Below are 20,175 nucleotides of genomic sequence, written 5' to 3' on the forward strand. Positions count from 1 at the left end.
ATTGAGGAATACCTCGATGCCCACAATGAAAGCCCCCGACCGTACGAATGGACCGCGACCGCCGAATCCATCCTCGCCAAGGTTGCGCGCGGCCGGGTCGCACTGGAAAAGATCAGCTAAATCAGAGACACACCACTAGAGGCCGAAGCGGCCGGCGCTCTCCCCGTCGCACTCCCGTTCAGCGACCTCGCGCACATCTACTTCAACACGATATGGGAGCTGAGCAAGGCAATCACAGTAGAACCCTTCCCGGCCTCGACCCCCGCAGGCACCCGGTACCCGATCATCGACAGCGACGTAATCGAGGGCATGGCAACACTGTTCGAAGCCTTCGGATCCCTGCTACTCGACCACGGCTATCTGCCGACACACACACCGGACCATGAGGACCCCCTGGCACTTGCGACGAAGGCAATCGTGCGCGCCTCCGCACTCCGGTCTCGACGCTCGATCTGCCAACCCTCCATCCGCGAGCCGTCACCGCCGTCAACGTGCTCCTCGACGCCGTCGCCGACCCGTGGGGTCTGGCCTCGTGGTGGCTGACCCCCTCCGCACGCCTGCCCGACCGGCGGATCCTGGCCGACCTCGCCGGCCGATCCCGGCCCCGCAGCCCGCCAGAAGCTCGACTCGTCTGCGCGGTGCTTCCCTACTAAAGATGTTTCGGTAATTGAGTGAGAACTGGTCATAAGGAAAGTCCGGTGTGGCCGAGGAAGCTGTGACACAGGTCGTAGCTCGAGCCGATCCGAGTCAGCCCGGACTCGGTCGCGATGCGGACCTCGTCGAGGGTATCGGGGCACAGGTTGGCCAGTTCGGTGGATTTCATGTTGCCCCAGACCTGTTCGATGGGATTGAGCTCAGGAGCATAAGCCGGCAGGCGTTCGACGTGGAGCCAGTCGCGTTGGGTGGCCAGCCACGCGGTCATCGCGCGGGATCGGGGGGCCATGAGCCCGTCCCAGATCACGATGACCTTCTCGCCGGCGAAATGGGTGCGTAGTTCGGTGAGGAACTCGATGAGCTTGTCGGTGTTGTAGGCGCCGTCGGTCGTGGAGAACACGAATGCGCTGCGACTGCGGTCGTGTCGATAGGCCAGGACTCCGGCCATGGACATGCGTTTCCAGGAGAATCGGTGATGCAGCACAGGTGTCACGCCTTTCGGCGCCCAGGTTGCTCGGACCACCGGGAGCAGCGACACACCGCTTTCGTCCTTGAAGCAGATCCATGCACCTTGGCGCCGCGCTATTTTTTTATCCGCGGCCACTCGTTCTCGCGCCAGGCGACGATGGCGTCCTCGTCGCGTTCGACTGCCCGCCGTGCGGGACGTTGCCGACTCCAGCCCAGCCTGGTCCGCAGGATCGTCCAGGTCTGGGTGGGTCCGTAGGTCACGTTGGTGAGCCGCTCGATCACGATCGCGACCCGGCCCAGGGTCCACACTCCGGTCGCGAAGTCGTGAGCCTGGGGTCCTTTGAGTAATTCCTCTCGGATCGCGGCGATCTGGGCGTCATCGAGCCGGGGCCGGCGTCCCGCGCGACCGGCACCTTCCAATGCCTCGTTGCCTCCTTCGATCCACTGTCGATGCCAGCGTGAGGCGGTCTGCTGGGAGACTTCCAACTCGACCGCGACATCGATCTGTCGTTGTCCTGCGGCGAACATCTCCGCGGCCTGCATCCGCCGGTCACGCAACGCGTCGAGATCACGGCGACCGCCGCGCTGCTTGACTTTCCGGGCGTCGGACTCCTCGCCGGAACCGGTTTCCTTCCCTGCCATTCATCAATGATCAAGCAGCACGGTGCGAATCACGCGCAACGACACACCCTATTACCGAAACATCTGTAATGCCGCACTAATGCCGCATATATCGAACCACCGGCCCGGGGTTCTTCTCCGACCGGCACACCGCACCGCGCTCACCGCCGAAACGATCGTGTGGCCGATTCGAATCGCCATAGCGGAGCGCTCGCATCGATGCATCAGCACTTGCCTCCACCGCTTCCAGGGACGTTATGTGTCCCCCTCGTCGCCTCGCGCCCAATCCCCGTCCACGTTTGCCCGGTACGCCGCCGGGGGATGCTGCCGGGAAGGACGACCCCGTCGTCGAATCAACGCGAGAGAGGCAGTTCGATGAACGCTGTCACGACCGGCATCGTCGCAGGTGCCGCAGGCACCACGATGCTCGACGCCGTCACCTACCTGGACATGGCGATCCGGGGCCGCCCCGCAAGCACCGTCCCGGAGAAGACGGTCGAGTCCGTTGCATCCGCTCTGGGCGTCGCGATACCGGGACGCGGCGACGCGCTCGCGGCGCGGCGGTCGGCATTCGGGGCGCTCGGCGGGATCGCCGTCGGCACCGGACTCGGCGTGGCCGCCTCCCTCGTCCGCCGCGCCGGCGCCCACCTGACCCCGGCTGCCGGAACTATCGGGATCGGTTTCGCCGCGATGGCAGCCACCGACATCCCGATCGCCCTGCGCGGCATCAGCGACCCGCGACAGTGGACCGCCCAGGACTGGCTCAGCGACCTCGTGCCGCATCTGGTCTACGGCGCTACCGTCACCACAGTCCTGCGGCAACAGGACAAGACCACGGGGCACCTGAAGGACCCGGCGGCCGAACGGTCGAGCACCGTCCGGTCGGCGGTGATCGGCGTGGCCAGCGGTCTCCGCAGTTCCACCGGCATCGCGACGGCACTGCTGTCGGGTGCCCCGGGCTCGGCACACCGGGCCCGCATCGTTGGCGCGACGGCGCTCGTCGGCGGCGAACTGGTCGCCGACAAGAACCCGAACGTACCGTCGCGCCTCTCCCAGCCCGCGCTCACCGGACGGCTCATCGCAGGCGGCGGAGGCGCCGCGGCGCTGGCCCGCCGCGACCGGGTCGACACAGCGTCGGCCCTGATCATCGGAACTGTCGGTGCCCTCGCCGGCTCGTTCGGCGGCGCGTGGTGGCGGCAGTGGGCCGACCGGCGGATGCCGGACTGGCAGGCGGCGCTCGCGGAGGATGCTGTGGCGCTCACGATGGCGGCGTCCGCACTTCGACGTCCCGCGCGGTCCTCGTCGGTCAGCGCATCGACCTAACGCCGCGCCATCACACGCTGCACGACGCATCGGGCCCGGCCGCCGAGACCGGTGAACCGGCCGCCTTGGGGAGCGAGATCGTCGCGGCGACCTGCCTGGCGGGCCGCAGTTCGACGTCCGTCGCACAAAACGAAGAAGGAGGAGAAGCGGAACGCTGCTGGAGGTGAGCAATGCGTCCGGAAGCGCCGGCACTGGTGCACACGCATCCGGTCGTGGCGGTTCGGCCCGTGGAGCGCAACCGCCTGATGCGGTCTTTTACGTCTCGTACGCACCTCCCGAGACGCACCACCACCTCCACCAGCTGCGAGGGCAGAGCTTGAGGCGGGGGTGAAGAACAACTCCAAGCCATATCGAGAGTAGGGAACACTATGTCACTCAACCCGCGAGCCGTGTCGTTGTCCTCGGCGGCACAAGCGGCATCGGACTCGCAGTCGCCCAATCGGCTTCGGAAGCCGGGGCGGCCGTTGTCGTCGCTTCACGCAACCCCGACTCAGTCACAGCGCCACTGAAGAAGCTGCCCGACAACGCGGTCGGGCACTCTGTGGATGCATCGTCTACCGAGTCCTTGCGCGCCTTCTTCGACGAGATCGGCCAGTTCGATCACACCTCGCCTACACCGCAGCAGACACCGACGTGCAGATCGTTCCGTCGGACGTACTACGCCGCGAAGTCCCGGCCGTCATCGGCCAGGGCGGTCCGGACCATGTGGCCGACCCGCCGCCTGAGATGCGCTCGCACGCAGCGTTCGACGTTCTCGAGTACGGCAGCTGGCCGCGCCACGCTGCCAGCCGGCCCCCGTCTTCACTACCCGAGACGTCTAACAGGCATTCGTACCGGCGTGGTGTGCATGACGTGGCAGGCGCTTGGCGCGGATACTCGCCACGCCGCGGTTTCGTCGGCGCGATCGCTGTGAAGGGTGCGTGCGGTCGTTGCCGTGCGGATGAAACTGCCGATCTGCCGGATCGCGTGGTCCGCCTCGGGAATGAGGTCGGCGGCCGCCTGGAATACATGGACCTGGCGGTCCCACACCTCCAGCGTGATCGGCACCCCAGCGGCCGCGAGGCGCTCGGCCATGAGCTCCGCATCCGGGTAGAGCATCTCGGTGGACCCGACCTGGATCAACACCGGCGGCAGGCCGGCCAGGATGCCGTCAACCGGCGAGATGCGCGGTTCCCCGGTAGTGCCGTGGTGAGCGCCCTGATCGGGCAAGCCGGCGAACGTGGTGAGGACCGAACGCGGAAAGACCGGACACCGGTCAGCGCCCGGGTGGGCCAGCTTCCCCGCGGGATCCATGTCCGTCAGCGGTGACAGCGCGACCAGGCCCGCCGGACGTGGCAGGTCCAGGTCGGCGAGCGTCAAGGCCGTCATGAATGTCAGGTAGCCGCCGGCGGAATCACCGGCAATCACGATCTTCTCCGCCTCGAACCCATGCACGAGCAGCCAGCGGTAACCGTCGACTCCGTCGGCGATGGCATCACGGATCGGATGTCTGGGCATCATCCGGTAGCCGACACTGAGCACCGCTGCCCCGGCGGACGCGGAGATCCGCGAAACAAGTCGGCGGTGGGTATTCAACCCGCAGGTAAGGAAACCGCCACCGTGGAGGTACAGCACCACCGTCGCCGCCCCCGTATTGCCGGCGTCGATCAATTCGGCGTCGCAGTTGCCGAGGCGCACGCGATGGCGGCCTACCCCACGGAGGGGCGGGACGATTCGGGCGGCGTGGTCGATCAGTCCGGCCGGCCACAGGGGACTCGGCCACTGGGCCCACACACCGAGCAGCGGTTTGACCGTGATCCGCAGTGTGTGCGCCAAAACCTGTGAGCGGAGGCTGGCCCCGGGAAAGAAGTCGGGCTTCGGGCCCGCGGGCGTGGGAGTCCGGCACACCTGACTTGCCAACGGCGGCCATGCCGCCGACTGCGTGGCATCGGCGAGACGCCCGGCGCCGGCGGAGCGCGATATTCGTCGGCCCGCAGGGAAATCTCGTTCGCATCGTCCGAGCTGGGCGGAGTCGGCAGTGACGACGGTCGTGTTCTCTCGTCCCTCGTCGAGGACGAGGCTGATGCTGCTGCCGGTCAGGGCCAGCGCGGCTGCCACGCCTTCGACAACCTCGTTGAACGTCGCCGGGACCTTGTCCCAGCACGCCTGCACCGACGCGAAATGCGATAGGACGGAATGAAACAACGCATCACCACACATAGCCGGGCCCACCGTCTACTCTGTCAGGCGCGTGCAAGCCGTAACGCTCCCCCGGGCATCAGGGAATCCGTGCCGTGGCGCACCCGACCTGGTGCCAGACCCGTCGTCGCGACCACCGTGCGCCCGGGATGCAATGCCGCAATCCCGTGAACCGGGACGGTGAAACAAACCACTTGTCTGTATCTTCGCGACATTACATACTCTAAGATTGTTTGTAAAGCAATCATGAGAAAAGCCGTGACCGTGGAGTCATCAGATGCCGGCGACCAGGCAGAGCGCAGCTGGGCCCAATATCTGCCATTGGGCTGCAGGCAGATCCGGGATCGAGAACTACCGGATGACTCCCCGGACGACACCGCGATCAGAACAGGACCGCTGCGCGTGCCGCCGGAATCAGCACCTCCGCGGCCCGGGACGTGATGCCCTGAAGCCGGCATTGCTCGTGACGTCAGAGGACGCAGGTCGCATCGAGGGGCGGGCCGATGGAGGGTGACAGAATGGCACAACAGTCCCGTGCCGAGGAGACACGCCGCGCGACCATCCAGGCGGCCGCGGAGATGTTCGCGGCGAACGGATACGCGAACACCAGCCTCGCCGACATCGTCAGCCACCCGGCAATCTCCAAGGGCGCGCTGTACTTCCACTTCACCTCGAAGGAGACGCTCGCGCGGGCGACGATCGACGAACAACACGCGACGTCGATGGGGGCGTGCCGGAACCTGCTGGACACCGCTCTTCCGCCGCTCGAATCGCTGATCAGCATGTCGCTCCTGCTGGTCGACCAACTGCTGAGGAGCCCCCTGATACGGGCCGGAATGAGGCTCACCGGCGAGATAGGTGATGCCCGCGGGACGGTCACCGATCCCCATCGGGAGTGGGTGGAGCTGGTGGCGACGATCGCAGATCGAGCCATCGATGTCGGAGACCTCCTCCCGGACACCGATTCCGAAGATCTCGCCAACTTCCTCGTCGCCGCGTTCGACGGCGTTCGAATGTGGTCCACCCACGGGAACACAACTCGAGATCTCCCCATCCGTACCGAGCGATTGTGGACGTTCGTGCTGCCCGGGATCGTCGACGCCGCACACGTCGAATTCTTTCGCGAATACGTCCGCCGCAGATGGGGCCTCGCATCACTCAACACTGAGTGAGACCTGGTCTGCTGTTGGACCGTCCAGCCGCGTTGGGCGGTGTCGCGTTCGAGGGCTTGTGCGATGTCGTGGCCGCTCCAGTGCGAGGTGTCGATGGTGCGGACCTGGATGGCGCCGGGTGCACCGCGTGGTCCGATGAGTTCGGCGGCGTTGACGCATTCGAAGTTCAGCGTGCCGATTTGGGCGCGTGCCTGGCGGCCCGACGCCTGCTCCGCCAAAGGCGGTTGCCGCAATTGCGGGTGGCGGAGCGCGTCCCGGATGCGGGTCGCGGTGTCGTCGAGCCGACGTTGCCGGCCCGCCCGCCGCAGCGCGGCGATGATGCAGGCCTTGGTCGATCGAGCGCCCAGTGCAGGTGGCGGTGCGATGGCGAGTACGTCCGGTGCGGCGTACAGAATACGTCCGCCAACGCCACCGACTGCAGCGTCGAGACGGCCTACGGCCGGTCGTTGACGTACTGTTTGCACCCTTCGGGAACTACGACACCGAGATCAAGCGAGCGGATGCTCGACGATTGCGATCGAATCCCTCAACGCTCAGTACAACCGGGCGGTCCGGCCAAGGGGCCACTTCCCCCAGCGAGCAGGCCGCGCTGAAATGCCTCTACATGGAATGGCGCGCCAAATAGTTGTCGAACACGTCGACGATATCGACGGAACTCCAATTGCGGCAAAGGCGAGACGATCGCCTTCTCCGTGAATGGAATCGAGATCGACTTGTCGGCGAAGAATTCGAAGGAGTTCCACAAGAGACTCGATCACTAGATCAACGTCGCCGCGAAAGTGGGTGGCCGCAAGAGTCGATCCGCGGGCACACTCACGTGCACAAACCCATGACCAGGCCACCGAAATATCTGATGGTCCCGTCAGAGGTGAAAGAGCATGGTCTCTGCGGTCAGGCCCGGACCGAACGCCATCGCGCAGCCGGTGCCGGCGGGTCCACCGTTCTCCGCGCGTTTCATGATCTCGGCGAGGACGAACAGAATGGTGGCAGAGGACATGTTGCCATAGTTGTCGAGAACATGCCGGGACGGTGCCAGGTCCTGTGGTTCAAGCCCGATGGACTCTTCCACGGCATCGAGGATGGACCGCCCACCGGGGTGAACAGCCCAGAGGTCGATCGATTCCTTGTCTCCGCCGGCAAGGATCGTCTTCAGATTCTCCCCGTCGAGCGCGCGAGAGAGAGTCCCTGGAACCTTCCCGGACAACACCATGTCGAAGCCGATGTCCCCGATTCGCCAGGTGATCAGATCGGACGTCTCCGGAACCATGACTGCCTTGAACGAGTCCAGCGCAATGCCCTCCTCGTCGGCGGATATCAGGACCGCGGCGCATCCGTCACCGAACACCAGGAACGACAACATCGTTTCGAGGGACTCGGAGCGCTGCAGGTGCAGCGAGCACAGCTCCAAGCTGACCACCAAGACGCGAGCATGGGGTTCGGATCGCACGATGTGATGGGCGAGCTTGAGACCATTGATGCCCGCGAAGCAGCCCATGAATCCGATCTGGGTTCGTTCCACAGAGGAACTGATGCCGCACCGTTTGATGATCTCGAAGTCGATCCCCGGGGAGTAGAACCCGGTGCAGGTGATGACGATCAGGTGCGTGATCTCGGCAGCACGGTCCCCGAGGTTCAGGCCCTCGACGGCGCGGACCGCGAGATCCGGTGCATTCCGCTCGAATTCGATCATTCGGGTCGCGGTGTCGATGGAGTTCGGGTCGTCACCGTAGAACGACTCCGGTGACGCGATCCCGGCCCATCGGTGCGAGATCTGGCACCGGTCGGCCATGCGGCGGAACAGCAACTGCTTGCGGCGCTCGGTGAACGTGCCGTCGGCGAAGTCGACGAATGCCTGGTGTACATCATTTTCCGGAACGACCGTGCTGATCCGGTTGGCGAAGGCAGTAACCATGACGGGTGCTCCGAACTGGAAAGGCAAACCGATGACGACGGCTTGGGTGCGATCGTTGAACCCGGACGACGTGGAACGCTAGACCGCCCGCCGCCACCCTGCAAGCGATGGGCCATCACGCGCCGTTCAGGTACGGTCTCGATCATCAGCGAAGTCCCCGTTCGAGCGGTCTGCAGGAGGAACGAGATGGCGTCGATCCTGCTGTGCAGCGCGCCGCTGACCGGACATGTCCAGCCGATGCTCACGATCGGCCGGCAGCTGGTGCAGGACGGTTGTGACGTATCGATTCTGACCGGGCGCAAGTTCCAGCATCACGCCGAACGCGACGGGATCAAGTTCATCGCGCTTCCGCCGAGTTGCGATTACGACGAATCCTTGCTCAACGAACAGTTCCCGGGTCGCGCCCGACGACCTGCCTTTCTCCGGTCCCGGTTCGATGCGGAACGCATGTTCGCGGCCCTGGTTGCCGATCAGTACCGCGCCGTCGTCGAGGCCATCGAGCGGGCGAACGCCGACACCGTCCTCGCCGAGAACCTGTTCATGGGCATGCTCCCACTGGTCGGTGTGGACCCGAAGAACCGTCCGGCAGTGTTCGGCGTCTGCACGTCCCCGTTGATGGCAACCAGCACCGACACCGCCCCCTTCGGTCCGGGACTGGCGCCGGCAACAGGAAAGCTCGGACGCCTCCGAAACCATGCTCTCAACGCCGGCGCTCGTGGTCTGGTACTGCGGCGGGCCCAGCAACTCGCTGCGCGGGCAACACGCGAGTGCACCGGCGCCGATCCCGCGTGCTTCCTCCTGGACTGGGTGCTGTTCGCCGACGGTGTGTTCGTTCTGACGGCACCCGGGTTCGAGTACCCGCGCAGCGACATCGGCGACCACCTGACGTTCGTCGGTCCGATACTGCCGGCCGCACCACCCGATGCCCAGAGACCGCACTGGTGGGGCCGGCTCGACACCGACCGGCCGGTCGTCCTGGTCACCCAAGGCACCCTCGACAACCATGACCTCGGCCGCCTCGTCGAACCCACCATCGACGCGCTCGCGAACGCGGACGTCCTCGTCGTCGTCACCACCGGAGGCCGGCCGATCGAGGCGGTGCGTCGCACGTCACCGAACGTGATCGTGTCCGAATTCGTCCCCTTCGATCTACTCCTTCCGCATGTCGATGTCATGGTCACCAACGGCGGTTGGGGCGGTGTGCACTTCGCTCTCTCGCACGGAGTTCCGATCGTGGCCGCCGGCAGTACCGAGGACAAGGCCGAGGTAGGGGCGCGGCTCGCTCGATCCGGTGCCGGCCTGCGGCTGCGCTCGGGCAGTCCCAGCCCGGCCAGGATCCGCCGTGCGGTGGAGACCGTTCTGCGTGACCCCGGGTACCGGACCCGCGCCCGGGAACTGGCCGCTGAGTTGAGCGAACTCGACGCGACCCGATTGATCTCGCGCGCGGTCGACACCCGTACGCGGTCGTAGACCGCGCCAGATCGGGTTCATTCCGCTACGTTCACCTCATGCGCAAGCGTGTGTGGTGGATCGTGGCTGGTGTCATCGTCGTGATCGCGCTGGTCATCGGCGTCGGACCATGGGCGTATGCGAAATTCCTGCACGGCGACCAACCCGACGCCCTACACCTTCCGGGCAATCCCGCGCCCGCCGCCGCCGACGGGGTACTCGACGGCGCGTGGACGGTGTCCCCCGGCTCGCGCGCGGGGTACGAGGTGTGGGAAACGCTCAGTGGCCAGCGGACCTTCGTCCGCGGTCAGACCGACCGCGTCACCGGAGCCGCCACCGTGCAGGACTCCATGCTGACGACCGGGAACATCGAGGTGGACGTGGCGTCGATCGCCACCGACGACGGCCGTCGCGACACCATGTTCGACACGCTGGTGATGAACACGGCCTCCCACCCCACCGCGACATTCGCGATATCCCAACCGGTCGACCTGACCGCCCTGCCGGGCGACGGCACCACCATCACTGTGCCGGTCGACGGCAAACTGACCCTGCGCGGTCAGGCCCGCGACGTGACCACGAATTTCCAGGTCCGCCGGTCGGGTGAAACCATCGAGACGGCCGGAGCGATCGACACGGTGTGGACCGACTACCACATCAACAAGCCGACCCTGTTCCCCAACATCGTCGTCGAGGACGCCGGCCAGGTGCAGTTTTCGATCGTGCTGAGCATGGGCTGACCGACCATCGCGCCGAACGGAGAGCTCCCAGACGTTCCGGTGGTCATCGTCGGTGGTGGACCGACCGGACTGACGATGGCGACGCTTCTCGCCTGTCACGGCATCGACTGCGTGATTCTCGAACGCCACCGCACCCCCTATCAGCTGCCCCGAGCTGTCCACCTCGACGACGAGGTACTCCGGATCCTGCAAGCATCGGGCGCCGCCGACGACGTCACCCGAATATGCCGGCCCGCGCTCGGGATGCGACTGGTGGATATGCGATTGCGAACCCTGGTCGAGATTCGGCGCGACCGCCCCGCCGGGACACACGGTTGGCCGGAGACCAACATGTTCGACCAACCCGACCTGGAGCGGGTAATGCGGGCGAACCTCGAACGTCACCCGACAGCCACCTTGATCCCGGGACACGAGGCCATCCGAGTGCAGGTACTCGCGGACGGCACGGCAGCGGTGACGCTCCGCAACACCGACACCGGAGACGAATCCACCACCACCGCCCGGTACGTGCTCGGCTGCGACGGCGCGAACAGCACCGTCGCAAGTGCGATCGGCGCCGGCACACGAGATCTCGGGTTCGACCAGCGCTGGCTGGTCGTCGACGCGCACTGCGACCGCGATCTTCGGATGTGGCCGGGGGTACACCAGATCTGCGCCGGACAACGATCCGCAACGTTCATGCAAATCGGCGACGATCGATACCGCTGGGAATTTCGACTCCCGGACGATCACTCACCCGAGGCGGGCGGCGGCATCACCGAGACCCGTGTGCGTGCCCTGCTCCAGCCCTGGGTTCCCGCCGGCGACGCCACCGTGCGGGTTCTGCGGCACACCATCTATTCCTACCGGGCCCAGGTAACACGTGCCTGGCGCAGCGGACCGCTCTTCCTCCTCGGCGACGCCGCCCACCTCACACCCCCCTTCATCGGCCAAGGGCTCGGCGCGGGACAACGCGACGCGATGAACCTCGCCTGGAAACTGGCCGCCGTCCTCCACGGCCACGCCGACGATCGACTGCTCGACACCTACGAACCGGAACGACGCAGACATGCCGTGCGGGCCATCCGGGCCGCGACCGCAATAGGCCGGATCATGTCCGCCCGCCCCACACTCGCCGTTCGCGCCGCACACGCAGTACTACGCCGAACCTCCCGAATACCGGGACCGGACGAACTCGCCAACAGAATCCTCACACCACCACTGCGCGGAAGCGCGCTGACCCACCGTCGCCCCGCTCTACCGTTGTTCCGACCGAATACGATCGGCACCCAGATACCGCAAGACATGTTCAACGAAGGTGCCACTGCCCTGCGCTCCGATGATGTGCTCGGCGCCGGATTCGCGCTCATCTACACCGGAGGGCGAACTCCCACCCTCACGGACGTCGGCCGAAGACTCAACGCGCGGGTGATCCACACCGCTACACTCGCGCACTCATCCGGCGCAATCGACCGCTGGATGCGGCGCAATCGCCTCAGCGAAGTGCTACTGCGACCCGACCGGATCGTCCTCGCCACCGTCGACCACAGGGGCCGGATGAGCCCGAGACATTCCTGGTTACCAATGTTCACCAAGAGATCCGACAAGGACACGACAGCGGCCGCTCCTCACACATCGCAGTAGGTGTTCGAGGCGGTGTCCGGTGCCTCGTTCAAGCTGAGGCTGGGATGGACGCTCCCAATCCTGCGTCCATCGCTCACGACGGCCACTACACCCAGCTTCTCAGAGTTGGCGACGGCAACCATGGCCAAGACCGACCGTACCGGCAAGGTGTTCGTCGAGGGCTGACAGATGCCGGGGCGCGTTCCTCCTCCCCCGGCCCAGCGGTTGGTCACCGGCACGCGGCAATACGCTGATCCGCTCCGAGCACCCGGCTCACGCAAGACCGCGATACCGCGGTCCGAGCGGCCGGTAGGTTCGTCTGACGTCAAGGCGCCGTTCGCCCGACACCACGGCAGTGTGAACCCTGGGTAAAACCCTCACAGGAAGCGCGCGGCGGGGGGCGGGTCCGGGAGGCGTCTGCGAGGCTGGACGCACCGCCGCAATGACATTCGGAGCCCGATGAGCACTCACCGAACACACAGCAAACCCCGTACCGCCGGTTCCCCCATCGGCAGGTCTGTCCTCTGGCTGGGTGGCGGCCACTCGCACGAGATCACGGAACCCGTCGAACGCACCACATATCAGGTCACCGGGCTGGTCGTGCTGGCCAACGGACTACTCGGCTGGGTGGTCGCAACCATGGCCGTCGCAAACGCGACGGCGTGGCCAGTCCTCGCGCTGCCGCCGTTCACCCTGGTCTTCGGTCTGCTGATGGGCGCCCTGGCACGCACCCTTGCCAGCGGGCGGCAGGTTGGGTGGTCCGGGTTGGTGGGCCGCGCGGCGGTTGCGTTGTTCGTCGGGGCGGTGCTCGGTGAGCTGGCCTTCATCGGCATCGCCGCCGGATCGATCGACCGGGTACTCGATGACCGGGCCGCCGCGCAGGTCGCCGCGGTCCCGGCTGTCGTGGGGTCGGCGCAGACCCTGGACCGGCTGCGGGCCCAGCGGGCCGCTCTCGACGAGTCGGTGCGCGACGCCCGCGCCCAGCGCGACGAGGCGCTCGTCGTCGCCCGCTGCGAATTCAACCCGTCCCCGGCCTGCCCGCCGGAGAAGATTACCGGTGTGCCCGGCGCCGGACCCGAGACACGCACGGCCAACCAACTACTCGCCGACGCCCAGCAGGAACTCGACTCCGCCCTCGCGACCCGCGAGCGCGAAGCACCTGGCCTCGACGGCGACATCGCGCAGGCCACCGCCGGTCTCACCGCCGCACAGACCGCGGCGCCGTCCGACCTGAACCGTGGCCTCGGCGCGCGGTGGACGGCGATGCACGACTACACGGTCGGCCACACCGGCGCGTTGATCCTCCGGCTGGCCACCACAGCCTTCTTTGCGGTGCTGAGCCTGCTGCCGCTGGTGCTGAAGCTGTGGCGCGGTGAAACCGAGCAGGATCGCCGCGACGTCGCCCGTGCAGAGCGGGAGCGGGCCGAGCGCGAGGCCGACACCGCGATCGCAGTGAAGCGAGCGCAGGTCAGGGCGGCTGCCGAGGCCTTGTGGGCGGAGCACCAATTGGCCGCGACCCGTCTCGCAGCCGAAGCCGAGACCGCGATCGCACGGGAACGGCAGCGGCGACGGGTCGTGGCGGCGCACGGCGAGGACCTCGCCGCACCGTCACATGCACTGCGTTCCTCTGGAGGTTTCACCGAGCCCACCCCGCTCGCGGAGCTGACCGCGGCGGCGCTCACCGCGCCGTCCGCCACCGAGGAGACCCCCGCGGGGTCGGAGACCGACGACACCGAAACCGAGAACCTGCCCGTGCCGGTCGACTCGGCGCCGGCCGAGCAGCGCCGAAGCGGGCCGCTCAGCGTGCTGCCCGCCGCTCTCCCCCTGGGCAATCCGATACCGGACATCACCAAGGTAGTCACCGGGATTATCCGCCCGTTCGTGCCGCCGATCCTCACCCGGGCGGTCGGCCACACCCGCCGGACCCTCGTCGAGGAATACGAGGAGATGAGCGTCAGCTACACCCGCCGCCGCACGGTGACCGTGGACGAGCAGGAGGGCACGTCGACACCGGCCGGCGGGCCGACCGAGGCGAGCGCCGGACAGTCACCACCCACTCGGGTGACCGCGACCCGCGTGACCGAATCCCCGCACGCTGGATCGGGGCCCGGGTGGCTACCGGACTCGCTGGAGTCGGCATCGGACCACGACGACACGCACACAGTCGCCGCTGCGGCCCGCCGCGACGCCTTGACCGCGCGGAAGGGCCCGCGGGAGCTGCCGCCGGGCGAGTGAAGCGGCGCGGCAGGGGCGTCACCAGGACCCCAGGTATTTACATGCGCCCGCGCTGAAAGGACCGTACGCATGAAGACCCCAGGCGATGCACCGTGCCGGTGGTGACGCAACGGATACTATCGGGCAAATCGAAAGAGGTTTCCCAGTAAGATCTTTCACCTTTGCGACAACACGTCAAATGTCGGACCGATCCCTCGTGCACCGAGAGTCACCGAATCCGACGAGTCGACCGACACGTCCCTCGAACAGCTGACCGCCAGCAGGAAAGAAGCCCAGTCCCCCGTCGTGGACGTCGAGGACACCGACACGGCAGAGTCCTTCGAACTGCCCGGCGCCGACCTGTCCGGTGGAGAATTCACCGTCCGCGTCATCCCGAAACAGTCGGACGAATTCACCTGCACCAGTTGCTGCCTGGTCCATCACCGCAGCCGTCTCGCCGGCGAGCAGCTGATCTGCCGGGTCTGCGCCTGAGAACACCGGTATCTCCGAGGGACGAATCTGCGGGCGCCTCGACACATGGTGCATCGTCCTGAGATCACCTGCCCGAGGGCACTGGGCCTGAGCCAGTTCTTCAACGGGCCGTAGACGGCCCCACACCACCGGTCAGCACTGCCCGGCTGTCCCGGCCGGCTCCCAGGCCTTCACTACACCCGCGTGCCGCTATCGAGGCGATCGCGGCGGTACTGCTCGGCGATCTCGTCCGCGTCCTGAGCCAGCCAAGGCAGGTCCCCTACCGCCTCATCGCCGACCGCCATCAGATCCGCCACCGGCACTGCGGCCCGCGGACGCACACAAACGCCAACCCCGAATCCGACAATGTCTGCCACAGCTGCTCACCCGCGAACAACCCCATGCCACCCATTCAACCGCAACACACCGCATGCGGCATCAAGGTCGTCCGGGCCGGTGGCGCGGACACGACCGGGCCGGTGGTGGGCCTGCACATGGTCGCCGACGGCGTCGGCGAACTGATCGGGCGAGGCACAACTGACCGTCGCGTGGGAGGCATTGCCGTAGGACGTGGCGCCCTTCGTCCACGCCCGATGCTCGCGCTCGCCGGTACGCCACTGCACGCACACGGCTGATCGGAACAGGAACCGATCGAGAAGGCCTCTGTCCCTGCAATGGGGCAGAGGCCTTCTCGGCGTCCGATGAAGTGTCGTTCAGGGCAACCTCCCAGAAACAGTCCGAAGACAAAGTGCGCAATAACAGAACTTCTGGAATCAATTTGTATCGAAATACCAACCCTTGAAGACGGAGCACTTCCAAACTAATTACGCTTGTAGACGCATCGACACGAGCGCGTCGGGTTTTCCCAGTGACCAGTTATCGCGGGCCGACAGCGCGCCCAGCATCGATTCCCGAACGCCCACTTTCCCGCGTGGCGACAACATCGAAAGGCACAATCATGAGTTTTGACGACACATTTCGCTGGGACGGGGAGCTGACAGTGACCCGGCATGACCGGAAAACCGGAGCGTCGTTCGTCATTCGCCTCGACTCGACGCGACTTGGACCGGCGGCTGGCGGTACCCGAGCAGCCCAGTACGCGTCATTCGCCGGCGCCCTCGACGACGCCGGCAAGCTCGCAGGCGCGATGACGTTGAAGATGGCAGTCAGCAACCTACCCATGGGTGGCGGCAAGTCGGTCATCGCGCTGCCGGCCCCACGCAAGGACATCGACCAGGTCACCTGGGCGCGGATCCTGACTCTGCACGCGGAGAACATCGACAAGCTCAGGGGCAATTACTGGACCGGTCCCGACGTCAACACGAATTCGGCGGACATGGACACGCTCAACGAGACGACCGAGTTCGTCTTCGGCCGCTCCGCCGAGCGAGGCGGAGCCGGTTCGAGTGCGTTCAACACCTCACTCGGGGTGTTCGAAGCGATGAAGGCCACCGCTGCGTACCGCGGGCTGGGAACACTCGACGGCCTCAGCGTGCTGATTCAGGGACTCGGGGCAGTCGGTAGCGGTCTGGCCACTATTGCGTCGGAGGCGGGCGCTCGTCTGTTCGTCTCCGATACCGACCCGGAGCGTTTGGCCAGCGCGGAACAGCTCGGTCACACCGTCGTCGGCGTCGATGCGGTGCTCAGCACACCATGCGACATCTTCGCTCCTTGCGCGATGGGCGGGGTCCTCAACAGTGAGATCGCTTCGGAATTGCCGGCATCCGCTGTGGTCGGCGCCGCCAACAACATCCTCGCCGATGGCGAGGCCGGAGCGATCCTCCATGAACGAGGGATCCTCTACGCCCCCGACTTCGTCACCAACGCCGGCGGGGCGTTCCACCTGGTCGGACGGGAGGTCCTCGGCTGGAACCAGGACACCGTCGAAGAGCACACCCGAGGCATCGGCGACACTCTCACCGAGGTGTACTCGATCGCTCAAATCGAAAACACGACTACCGATCAGGCCGCACGGATCCTGGCCCGCCGCCGCGTCGATACGGCGAACGTGACGGTCCCCGCGTAGCCACCGAAGCCGGCCGGCATCAGGTGCCCACCTACACTCCCTGCCGCCGACCTTTCCGAGGCAAGCAGCTGGAAAGAAAAGAGCGGACAATGCCCACTCCCCCAACTGCCACATCTCCCGGCACCGACGCGGTGACCACATCGGTCGCCCGTCATCTCACCCGCGGCCGCGAACGCGAGTTCGTCGACTGGACCGAAACTGGAATGGCGATCGTGGGCACCTTCCCCGTTTTCTCGGCGGCGGCTGGCTCCGATCACCGCGCAATCCGCACGAATACCACGTGCTCTACCGGTTTGTAACGAGGCCGAGTTGAACGACTGGCTCTCCTCACCGCTGCATAAAGCGTGGCTCTCGCGTGGATTCGGTGGCCGTCGACCACCGAATCCACCGCCTGACTGGAATCGAGGGCTGGTTCGAGCAAACTTCAACGAACGCCTGAGCACCCGCAGTCGCCGCCACCACGATGGAAACAAGCCCTCATGGTAGGCAGCGTTTCTACACTCAGCCTGGCGCTCAACGCCTTTCTAGTACCGCAAGCAGTGACGTGGAACGTTGGCCGCCAGGACGTTCCTGTCCGTCGCCATCGCCACCCCCATCATGATCTATGTACTCCTGCCGTTCATCACACCTACCTATCTCAGTGGCTACACAAGACGTGAACCAGACGGTGTAGTCGCGGTCCGGCGTGAAAGCACAGACCACCCGTTGTCGGAGTGAAAGATTGCGCCGTCCAACCCGGCGGCGCCGCGCACGGCGGCGGCCGCCTGCAGCGCGTCGGCGACCAGCCCGGTGCGCATGTGGTCGGCGATCGACCAACCCGCCAAAAGTTTCGAATTCAGTTCTAACACCGTTGCCAGGTACAGGAATTGATCGTCACCCAGCGGTGCAATCCCACACTTCGCCTGCGGATAACGCTCGACCAGGCACACCACTTCAGTCGGTCAGTAAATTTGGCCGTCAGCACGTCGGCGACGACACCACCCGCGCGCTCGTCACCGTAGATCGATCCGATCATAGGGAGCGGCGCCCCGGCGACTCGTACGGATCGATGGGCACATCAGGTCTCGAGTGACGATCGCCTGGGGAGCTGGCTGGTTGTCGGCCCATTGAGTTCTGTCGCGTCCCATCGAAGCCAGCCGTTCGTCACTGTCCCGCCCCGAACTGTGACGTGTATTCCGTGAGGAGCATCTCGAGTCGGCTGACCATGAAGCTGTAGTACTCGTGCATTGCGTGGAAGCGGGCGCGCTGTTCTGACGGAAGGGTGCTGCCGCGGATTTGGGCACTCTCCGCCAGCGCCAGCAGTTCGGTGGTCTGCTCGAGCTGGTGCTGTAAGCATCCGATCCAGGCATCGTCGCGCCATCGGTAGACGAACTGGCGACTTCCCGGCTCTTTGAATCGTTCCACGGTGCCGGTGGTGATGAGCAACCGGGTTGTCTCGGATACCGATCCCTTGCTCGCACCGAGCGCATCCTGCAGTTGCGACATGGTCATCGGAGCCTCGCTGAGCATCAGCACTCCCGCGGCTCGACCCGCCATGGGGGGCCAGCCCATCGCACCGCCGATATGCACACCGAAGTCCTCGATGAGGGAAACCTTCTCTCCGCTGTCGCTGCCGTCGACGGACACCGCCACCTCCATTCGGTCAGAAAAAAATGAATATTCACTATTGACTGAACTCTTCGTGTGCAGAATCATACTCGGCAGGACCCGGGCGCTTCCGGAGACCTCATTCGCGCAACTCGTTACGGAGGTTTGTTGTGACCGAGACAGGCTGGGACGTCATCGTGGTGGGTGCAGGTTCGGCGGGGGCCGCGCTCGCGGTCCGCTCCGCAGAGAAAGGCAAGCGGGTCCTGCTCCTCGAGGCCGGACCGGACTATCGCTCGGCGCACATGCACCCGGCGTGGCGGTCACCCAACCCGATCAGGGCATTGCTCGACCCGACGGCGACCGAAAACCTGGTGTGGACGGGGCTCGATGCGGCACGGACCGAGAAGCAAGCGCCTGCGCCCTACTGGCGAGGTAGAGGGGTCGGCGGCAGCTCATCGATCAATGGACAGATCGCGATCCGTCCCCCGATGGAGGACTTCGACGATTGGGTCAGCTGGGGTTGCGTGGGTTGGGGGCCCGACGACGTCCTGCCGTACTTCGCCAAGCTCGAGGACGACGAGGAGTACGGCGACGAGGCCTATCACGGCCGGGGTGGGCCGACCCCGATTCACCGCATGCCACAAGAGAAGTGGGGATCCGTTGATACCGCGCTGTGCAGGGCTGCCCTGTCTGCCGGTCATGCTTGGGCCGCGGACGTCAATGCCCCCCACGCGATGGGGGTCTCGCCGTACCCGATCAACTCGCGGTCCGGCCGGCGCGTGTCGGTCAACGACGCCTACCTCGAGGCCGCTCGCGAGTCCTCGACCCTGACGATCCGTGGCGATGCCCTGGTCGACCAGGTGATCTTCTCCGGAGACCGCGCGATCGGTGTCCGGATCATCGTTGACGGCACCGTTGCGACGGAGCACGCCGACGAGGTGATACTGAGCGCCGGAGCGGTCCACTCTCCGGCAATTCTCCTGCGGTCCGGAATCGGTCCGTCCGGACATCTGAGTTCGTTGGGGATCGAGGTGCGCCAAGACCTTCCGGTCGGGCACGGTCTGCAAGACCATCCGATGGCGGTGGTGTCGATTCCTCTGATCGACGGGGCCGGGATCCAGAGCCCGGACGATCGGCACACCAACGTCTGTGTCCGCCACACCAGCAAGCCCGACGCTCCCGCCGGCGACATGATGTTCGTGTCACAAAATCAGAATGTCGTTGCCATGGCCAATCCTGATATGCGCGCGTTGGCAGGTGCGTTCGGCGTCTGGGTGAATCAGGCGTACTCCCGCGGCGTGTTGACGCTGACCTCGGCCGACCCGGCGGATCACCCTCAGATTCACTCCCGGATGCTCTCCGACGAGCGGGACCTGTCCCGTTTGCGCGACGGGATACGTGACCTGGTCGAACTCGCTCGTGACCCGGCGGTCGCCGCCATCACCCATGGGCCGCTCGAGACCGAGAACAGGGCCCTGTTCTCGGTGCTCGACAGTGACAGCGAACTCGACGACCACTTGCTCGCAACCGTGAGCGATGTTCAGCACGCCACCAGTACGTGCCGGATGGGGGCAACCGGGAACGCGGACACCGTGGTCGACCCGTCCTGCCGGGTCCTCGGAGCCGACAGGCTGCGGGTGGTCGACGCGTCGATATTCCCGTCCGTCCCGCGGGCCAACACCAACCTGACGGCGATCATGGTCGGCGAGCTCATGGCCGACCGTATCCGCTGAACTCGACATCACAAGGAAGGCAACA

General features: G+C 65.9%; 18 protein-coding genes and 4 pseudogenes. 15 read left to right on the forward strand and 7 right to left on the reverse strand.

What is annotated here, in order from left to right; translation table 11 throughout:
* Window positions 1-120 (forward strand): annotated as a pseudogene (locus tag ACFVJ3_RS46010) (IS630 family transposase); the annotation flags it as partial.
* 371 nt (window positions 121-491) lie between these two features.
* Window positions 492-653, forward strand: a complete 162-nt coding sequence (locus tag ACFVJ3_RS46015; RefSeq protein WP_378458424.1) for a hypothetical protein — start codon at window positions 492-494, stop codon at window positions 651-653.
* A 29-nt stretch (window positions 654-682) separates the two neighbouring features.
* Here ACFVJ3_RS46015 and ACFVJ3_RS46020 read toward each other — a convergent pair whose 3' ends face one another.
* Together ACFVJ3_RS46020 and ACFVJ3_RS46025 are read right to left on the reverse strand one after the other, a co-directional pair.
* Window positions 683-1,258 (reverse strand): IS630 family transposase, encoded by a 576-nt coding sequence (locus ACFVJ3_RS46020; RefSeq protein ID WP_378458425.1) that lies wholly within the window; start codon window positions 1,256-1,258, stop codon window positions 683-685.
* Complete coding sequence (locus ACFVJ3_RS46025; RefSeq protein WP_378458426.1) at window positions 1,237-1,764, reverse strand: winged helix-turn-helix domain-containing protein; 528 nt, start codon at window positions 1,762-1,764, stop codon at window positions 1,237-1,239. Before ACFVJ3_RS46025 ends, ACFVJ3_RS46020 begins: the two co-directional genes overlap by 22 nt.
* 354 nt (window positions 1,765-2,118) lie before the next feature.
* On the opposite strand from ACFVJ3_RS46025, the gene ACFVJ3_RS46030 reads away from it, so the two are divergent.
* Complete coding sequence (locus ACFVJ3_RS46030) at window positions 2,119-3,066, forward strand: hypothetical protein (protein WP_378458427.1); 948 nt, start codon at window positions 2,119-2,121, stop codon at window positions 3,064-3,066.
* Window positions 3,067-3,415: 349 nt separating this feature from the next.
* Window positions 3,416-3,979, forward strand: coding sequence for an SDR family NAD(P)-dependent oxidoreductase (locus ACFVJ3_RS46035; protein ID WP_378458447.1), 564 nt, complete (start codon window positions 3,416-3,418; stop codon window positions 3,977-3,979).
* Here the strand turns inward: ACFVJ3_RS46035 and ACFVJ3_RS46040 are convergent.
* Complete coding sequence (locus ACFVJ3_RS46040) at window positions 3,871-5,250, reverse strand: alpha/beta hydrolase (protein WP_378458428.1); 1,380 nt, start codon at window positions 5,248-5,250, stop codon at window positions 3,871-3,873. The genes ACFVJ3_RS46035 and ACFVJ3_RS46040 overlap by 109 nt on opposite strands.
* Before the next feature lie 512 nt (window positions 5,251-5,762).
* Here ACFVJ3_RS46040 and ACFVJ3_RS46045 point away from each other — a divergent pair.
* From ACFVJ3_RS46045 to ACFVJ3_RS46055, 3 genes and pseudogenes are all read left to right on the forward strand, one after another.
* Window positions 5,763-6,416: a ScbR family autoregulator-binding transcription factor gene (locus ACFVJ3_RS46045; RefSeq protein ID WP_378458429.1), complete on the forward strand. Its 654-nt coding sequence runs from the start codon at window positions 5,763-5,765 to the stop codon at window positions 6,414-6,416.
* A 463-nt stretch (window positions 6,417-6,879) separates the two neighbouring features.
* A pseudogene (locus ACFVJ3_RS46050) lies at window positions 6,880-7,035 on the forward strand (transposase); the annotation flags it as partial.
* Window positions 7,026-7,174 (forward strand): annotated as a pseudogene (locus tag ACFVJ3_RS46055) (histone-like nucleoid-structuring protein Lsr2); the annotation flags it as partial. The pseudogenes ACFVJ3_RS46050 and ACFVJ3_RS46055, both read left to right, overlap by 10 nt.
* 104 nt (window positions 7,175-7,278) lie before the next feature.
* Here the strand turns inward: ACFVJ3_RS46055 and ACFVJ3_RS46060 are convergent.
* Entirely contained in the window at window positions 7,279-8,328 is a 1,050-nt protein-coding gene (locus ACFVJ3_RS46060) for a type III polyketide synthase (RefSeq protein ID WP_378458430.1), read from the reverse strand.
* 186 nt (window positions 8,329-8,514) lie between these two features.
* Here ACFVJ3_RS46060 and ACFVJ3_RS46065 point away from each other — a divergent pair, with 186 nt between their 5' ends.
* The 5 genes from ACFVJ3_RS46065 to ACFVJ3_RS46085 all read left to right on the forward strand — a co-directional run bounded on the left by ACFVJ3_RS46065 (window position 8,515) and on the right by ACFVJ3_RS46085 (window position 14,825).
* Window positions 8,515-9,798 (forward strand): nucleotide disphospho-sugar-binding domain-containing protein, encoded by a 1,284-nt coding sequence (locus ACFVJ3_RS46065; RefSeq protein ID WP_378458431.1) that lies wholly within the window; start codon window positions 8,515-8,517, stop codon window positions 9,796-9,798.
* 38 nt (window positions 9,799-9,836) lie between these two features.
* On the forward strand, window positions 9,837-10,517 hold the full coding sequence (locus ACFVJ3_RS46070; RefSeq protein ID WP_378458432.1) for a YceI family protein: 681 nt from the start codon (window positions 9,837-9,839) through the stop codon (window positions 10,515-10,517).
* 39 nt (window positions 10,518-10,556) lie between these two features.
* Window positions 10,557-12,140, forward strand: a complete 1,584-nt coding sequence (locus tag ACFVJ3_RS46075; RefSeq protein ID WP_378458433.1) for a bifunctional 3-(3-hydroxy-phenyl)propionate/3-hydroxycinnamic acid hydroxylase — start codon at window positions 10,557-10,559, stop codon at window positions 12,138-12,140.
* A 438-nt stretch (window positions 12,141-12,578) separates the two neighbouring features.
* Window positions 12,579-14,354 (forward strand): DUF4407 domain-containing protein, encoded by a 1,776-nt coding sequence (locus ACFVJ3_RS46080; RefSeq protein WP_378458434.1) that lies wholly within the window; start codon window positions 12,579-12,581, stop codon window positions 14,352-14,354.
* 189 nt (window positions 14,355-14,543) lie between these two features.
* Window positions 14,544-14,825, forward strand: a complete 282-nt coding sequence (locus tag ACFVJ3_RS46085; protein ID WP_378458448.1) for a DUF4193 domain-containing protein — start codon at window positions 14,544-14,546, stop codon at window positions 14,823-14,825.
* Window positions 14,826-14,998: 173 nt separating this feature from the next.
* On the opposite strand, the gene ACFVJ3_RS46090 is transcribed toward ACFVJ3_RS46085, so the two are convergent.
* Window positions 14,999-15,181 (reverse strand): hypothetical protein, encoded by a 183-nt coding sequence (locus ACFVJ3_RS46090; protein WP_378458435.1) that lies wholly within the window; start codon window positions 15,179-15,181, stop codon window positions 14,999-15,001.
* Window positions 15,182-15,205: 24 nt separating this feature from the next.
* On the opposite strand from ACFVJ3_RS46090, the gene ACFVJ3_RS46095 reads away from it, so the two are divergent.
* Window positions 15,206-15,439 (forward strand): hypothetical protein, encoded by a 234-nt coding sequence (locus ACFVJ3_RS46095; protein ID WP_378458436.1) that lies wholly within the window; start codon window positions 15,206-15,208, stop codon window positions 15,437-15,439.
* 323 nt (window positions 15,440-15,762) lie between these two features.
* Window positions 15,763-16,830 carry a Glu/Leu/Phe/Val dehydrogenase dimerization domain-containing protein gene (locus ACFVJ3_RS46100; RefSeq protein WP_378458437.1) on the forward strand — a complete coding sequence of 356 codons (1,068 nt, stop codon included), beginning with the start codon at window positions 15,763-15,765 and terminating at the stop codon, window positions 16,828-16,830.
* A gap of 644 nt (window positions 16,831-17,474) precedes the next feature.
* Here the strand turns inward: ACFVJ3_RS46100 and ACFVJ3_RS46105 are convergent.
* Window positions 17,475-17,714 (reverse strand): annotated as a pseudogene (locus ACFVJ3_RS46105) (DDE-type integrase/transposase/recombinase); the annotation flags it as partial.
* A gap of 259 nt (window positions 17,715-17,973) precedes the next feature.
* Complete coding sequence (locus tag ACFVJ3_RS46110; protein ID WP_378458438.1) at window positions 17,974-18,456, reverse strand: GbsR/MarR family transcriptional regulator; 483 nt, start codon at window positions 18,454-18,456, stop codon at window positions 17,974-17,976.
* A 131-nt stretch (window positions 18,457-18,587) separates the two neighbouring features.
* Here ACFVJ3_RS46110 and ACFVJ3_RS46115 point away from each other — a divergent pair, with 131 nt between their 5' ends.
* Window positions 18,588-20,150, forward strand: coding sequence for a GMC family oxidoreductase (locus ACFVJ3_RS46115; protein WP_378458439.1), 1,563 nt, complete (start codon window positions 18,588-18,590; stop codon window positions 20,148-20,150).
* Window positions 20,151-20,175 lie beyond the last annotated feature (25 nt).

This window comes from Rhodococcus sp. NPDC127593 (genome assembly GCF_042671975.1).
In the GTDB taxonomy this organism is placed as follows: domain Bacteria; phylum Actinomycetota; class Actinomycetes; order Mycobacteriales; family Mycobacteriaceae; genus Rhodococcus_F.

Coding starts and splice junctions, on each gene's coding strand:
- ACFVJ3_RS46070 (WP_378458432.1), top strand. CDS start 9,837: ATGCGCAAGCGTGTGTGGTGGATCGTGGCTGGTGTCATCGTCGTGATC.
- ACFVJ3_RS46060 (WP_378458430.1), bottom strand. CDS start 8,328: ATGGTTACTGCCTTCGCCAACCGGATCAGCACGGTCGTTCCGGAAAAT.
- ACFVJ3_RS46030 (WP_378458427.1), top strand. CDS start 2,119: ATGAACGCTGTCACGACCGGCATCGTCGCAGGTGCCGCAGGCACCACG.
- ACFVJ3_RS46045 (WP_378458429.1), top strand. CDS start 5,763: ATGGCACAACAGTCCCGTGCCGAGGAGACACGCCGCGCGACCATCCAG.
- ACFVJ3_RS46065 (WP_378458431.1), top strand. CDS start 8,515: ATGGCGTCGATCCTGCTGTGCAGCGCGCCGCTGACCGGACATGTCCAG.
- ACFVJ3_RS46095 (WP_378458436.1), top strand. CDS start 15,206: ATGCCACCCATTCAACCGCAACACACCGCATGCGGCATCAAGGTCGTC.
- ACFVJ3_RS46080 (WP_378458434.1), top strand. CDS start 12,579: ATGAGCACTCACCGAACACACAGCAAACCCCGTACCGCCGGTTCCCCC.
- ACFVJ3_RS46025 (WP_378458426.1), bottom strand. CDS start 1,764: ATGGCAGGGAAGGAAACCGGTTCCGGCGAGGAGTCCGACGCCCGGAAA.
- ACFVJ3_RS46100 (WP_378458437.1), top strand. CDS start 15,763: ATGAGTTTTGACGACACATTTCGCTGGGACGGGGAGCTGACAGTGACC.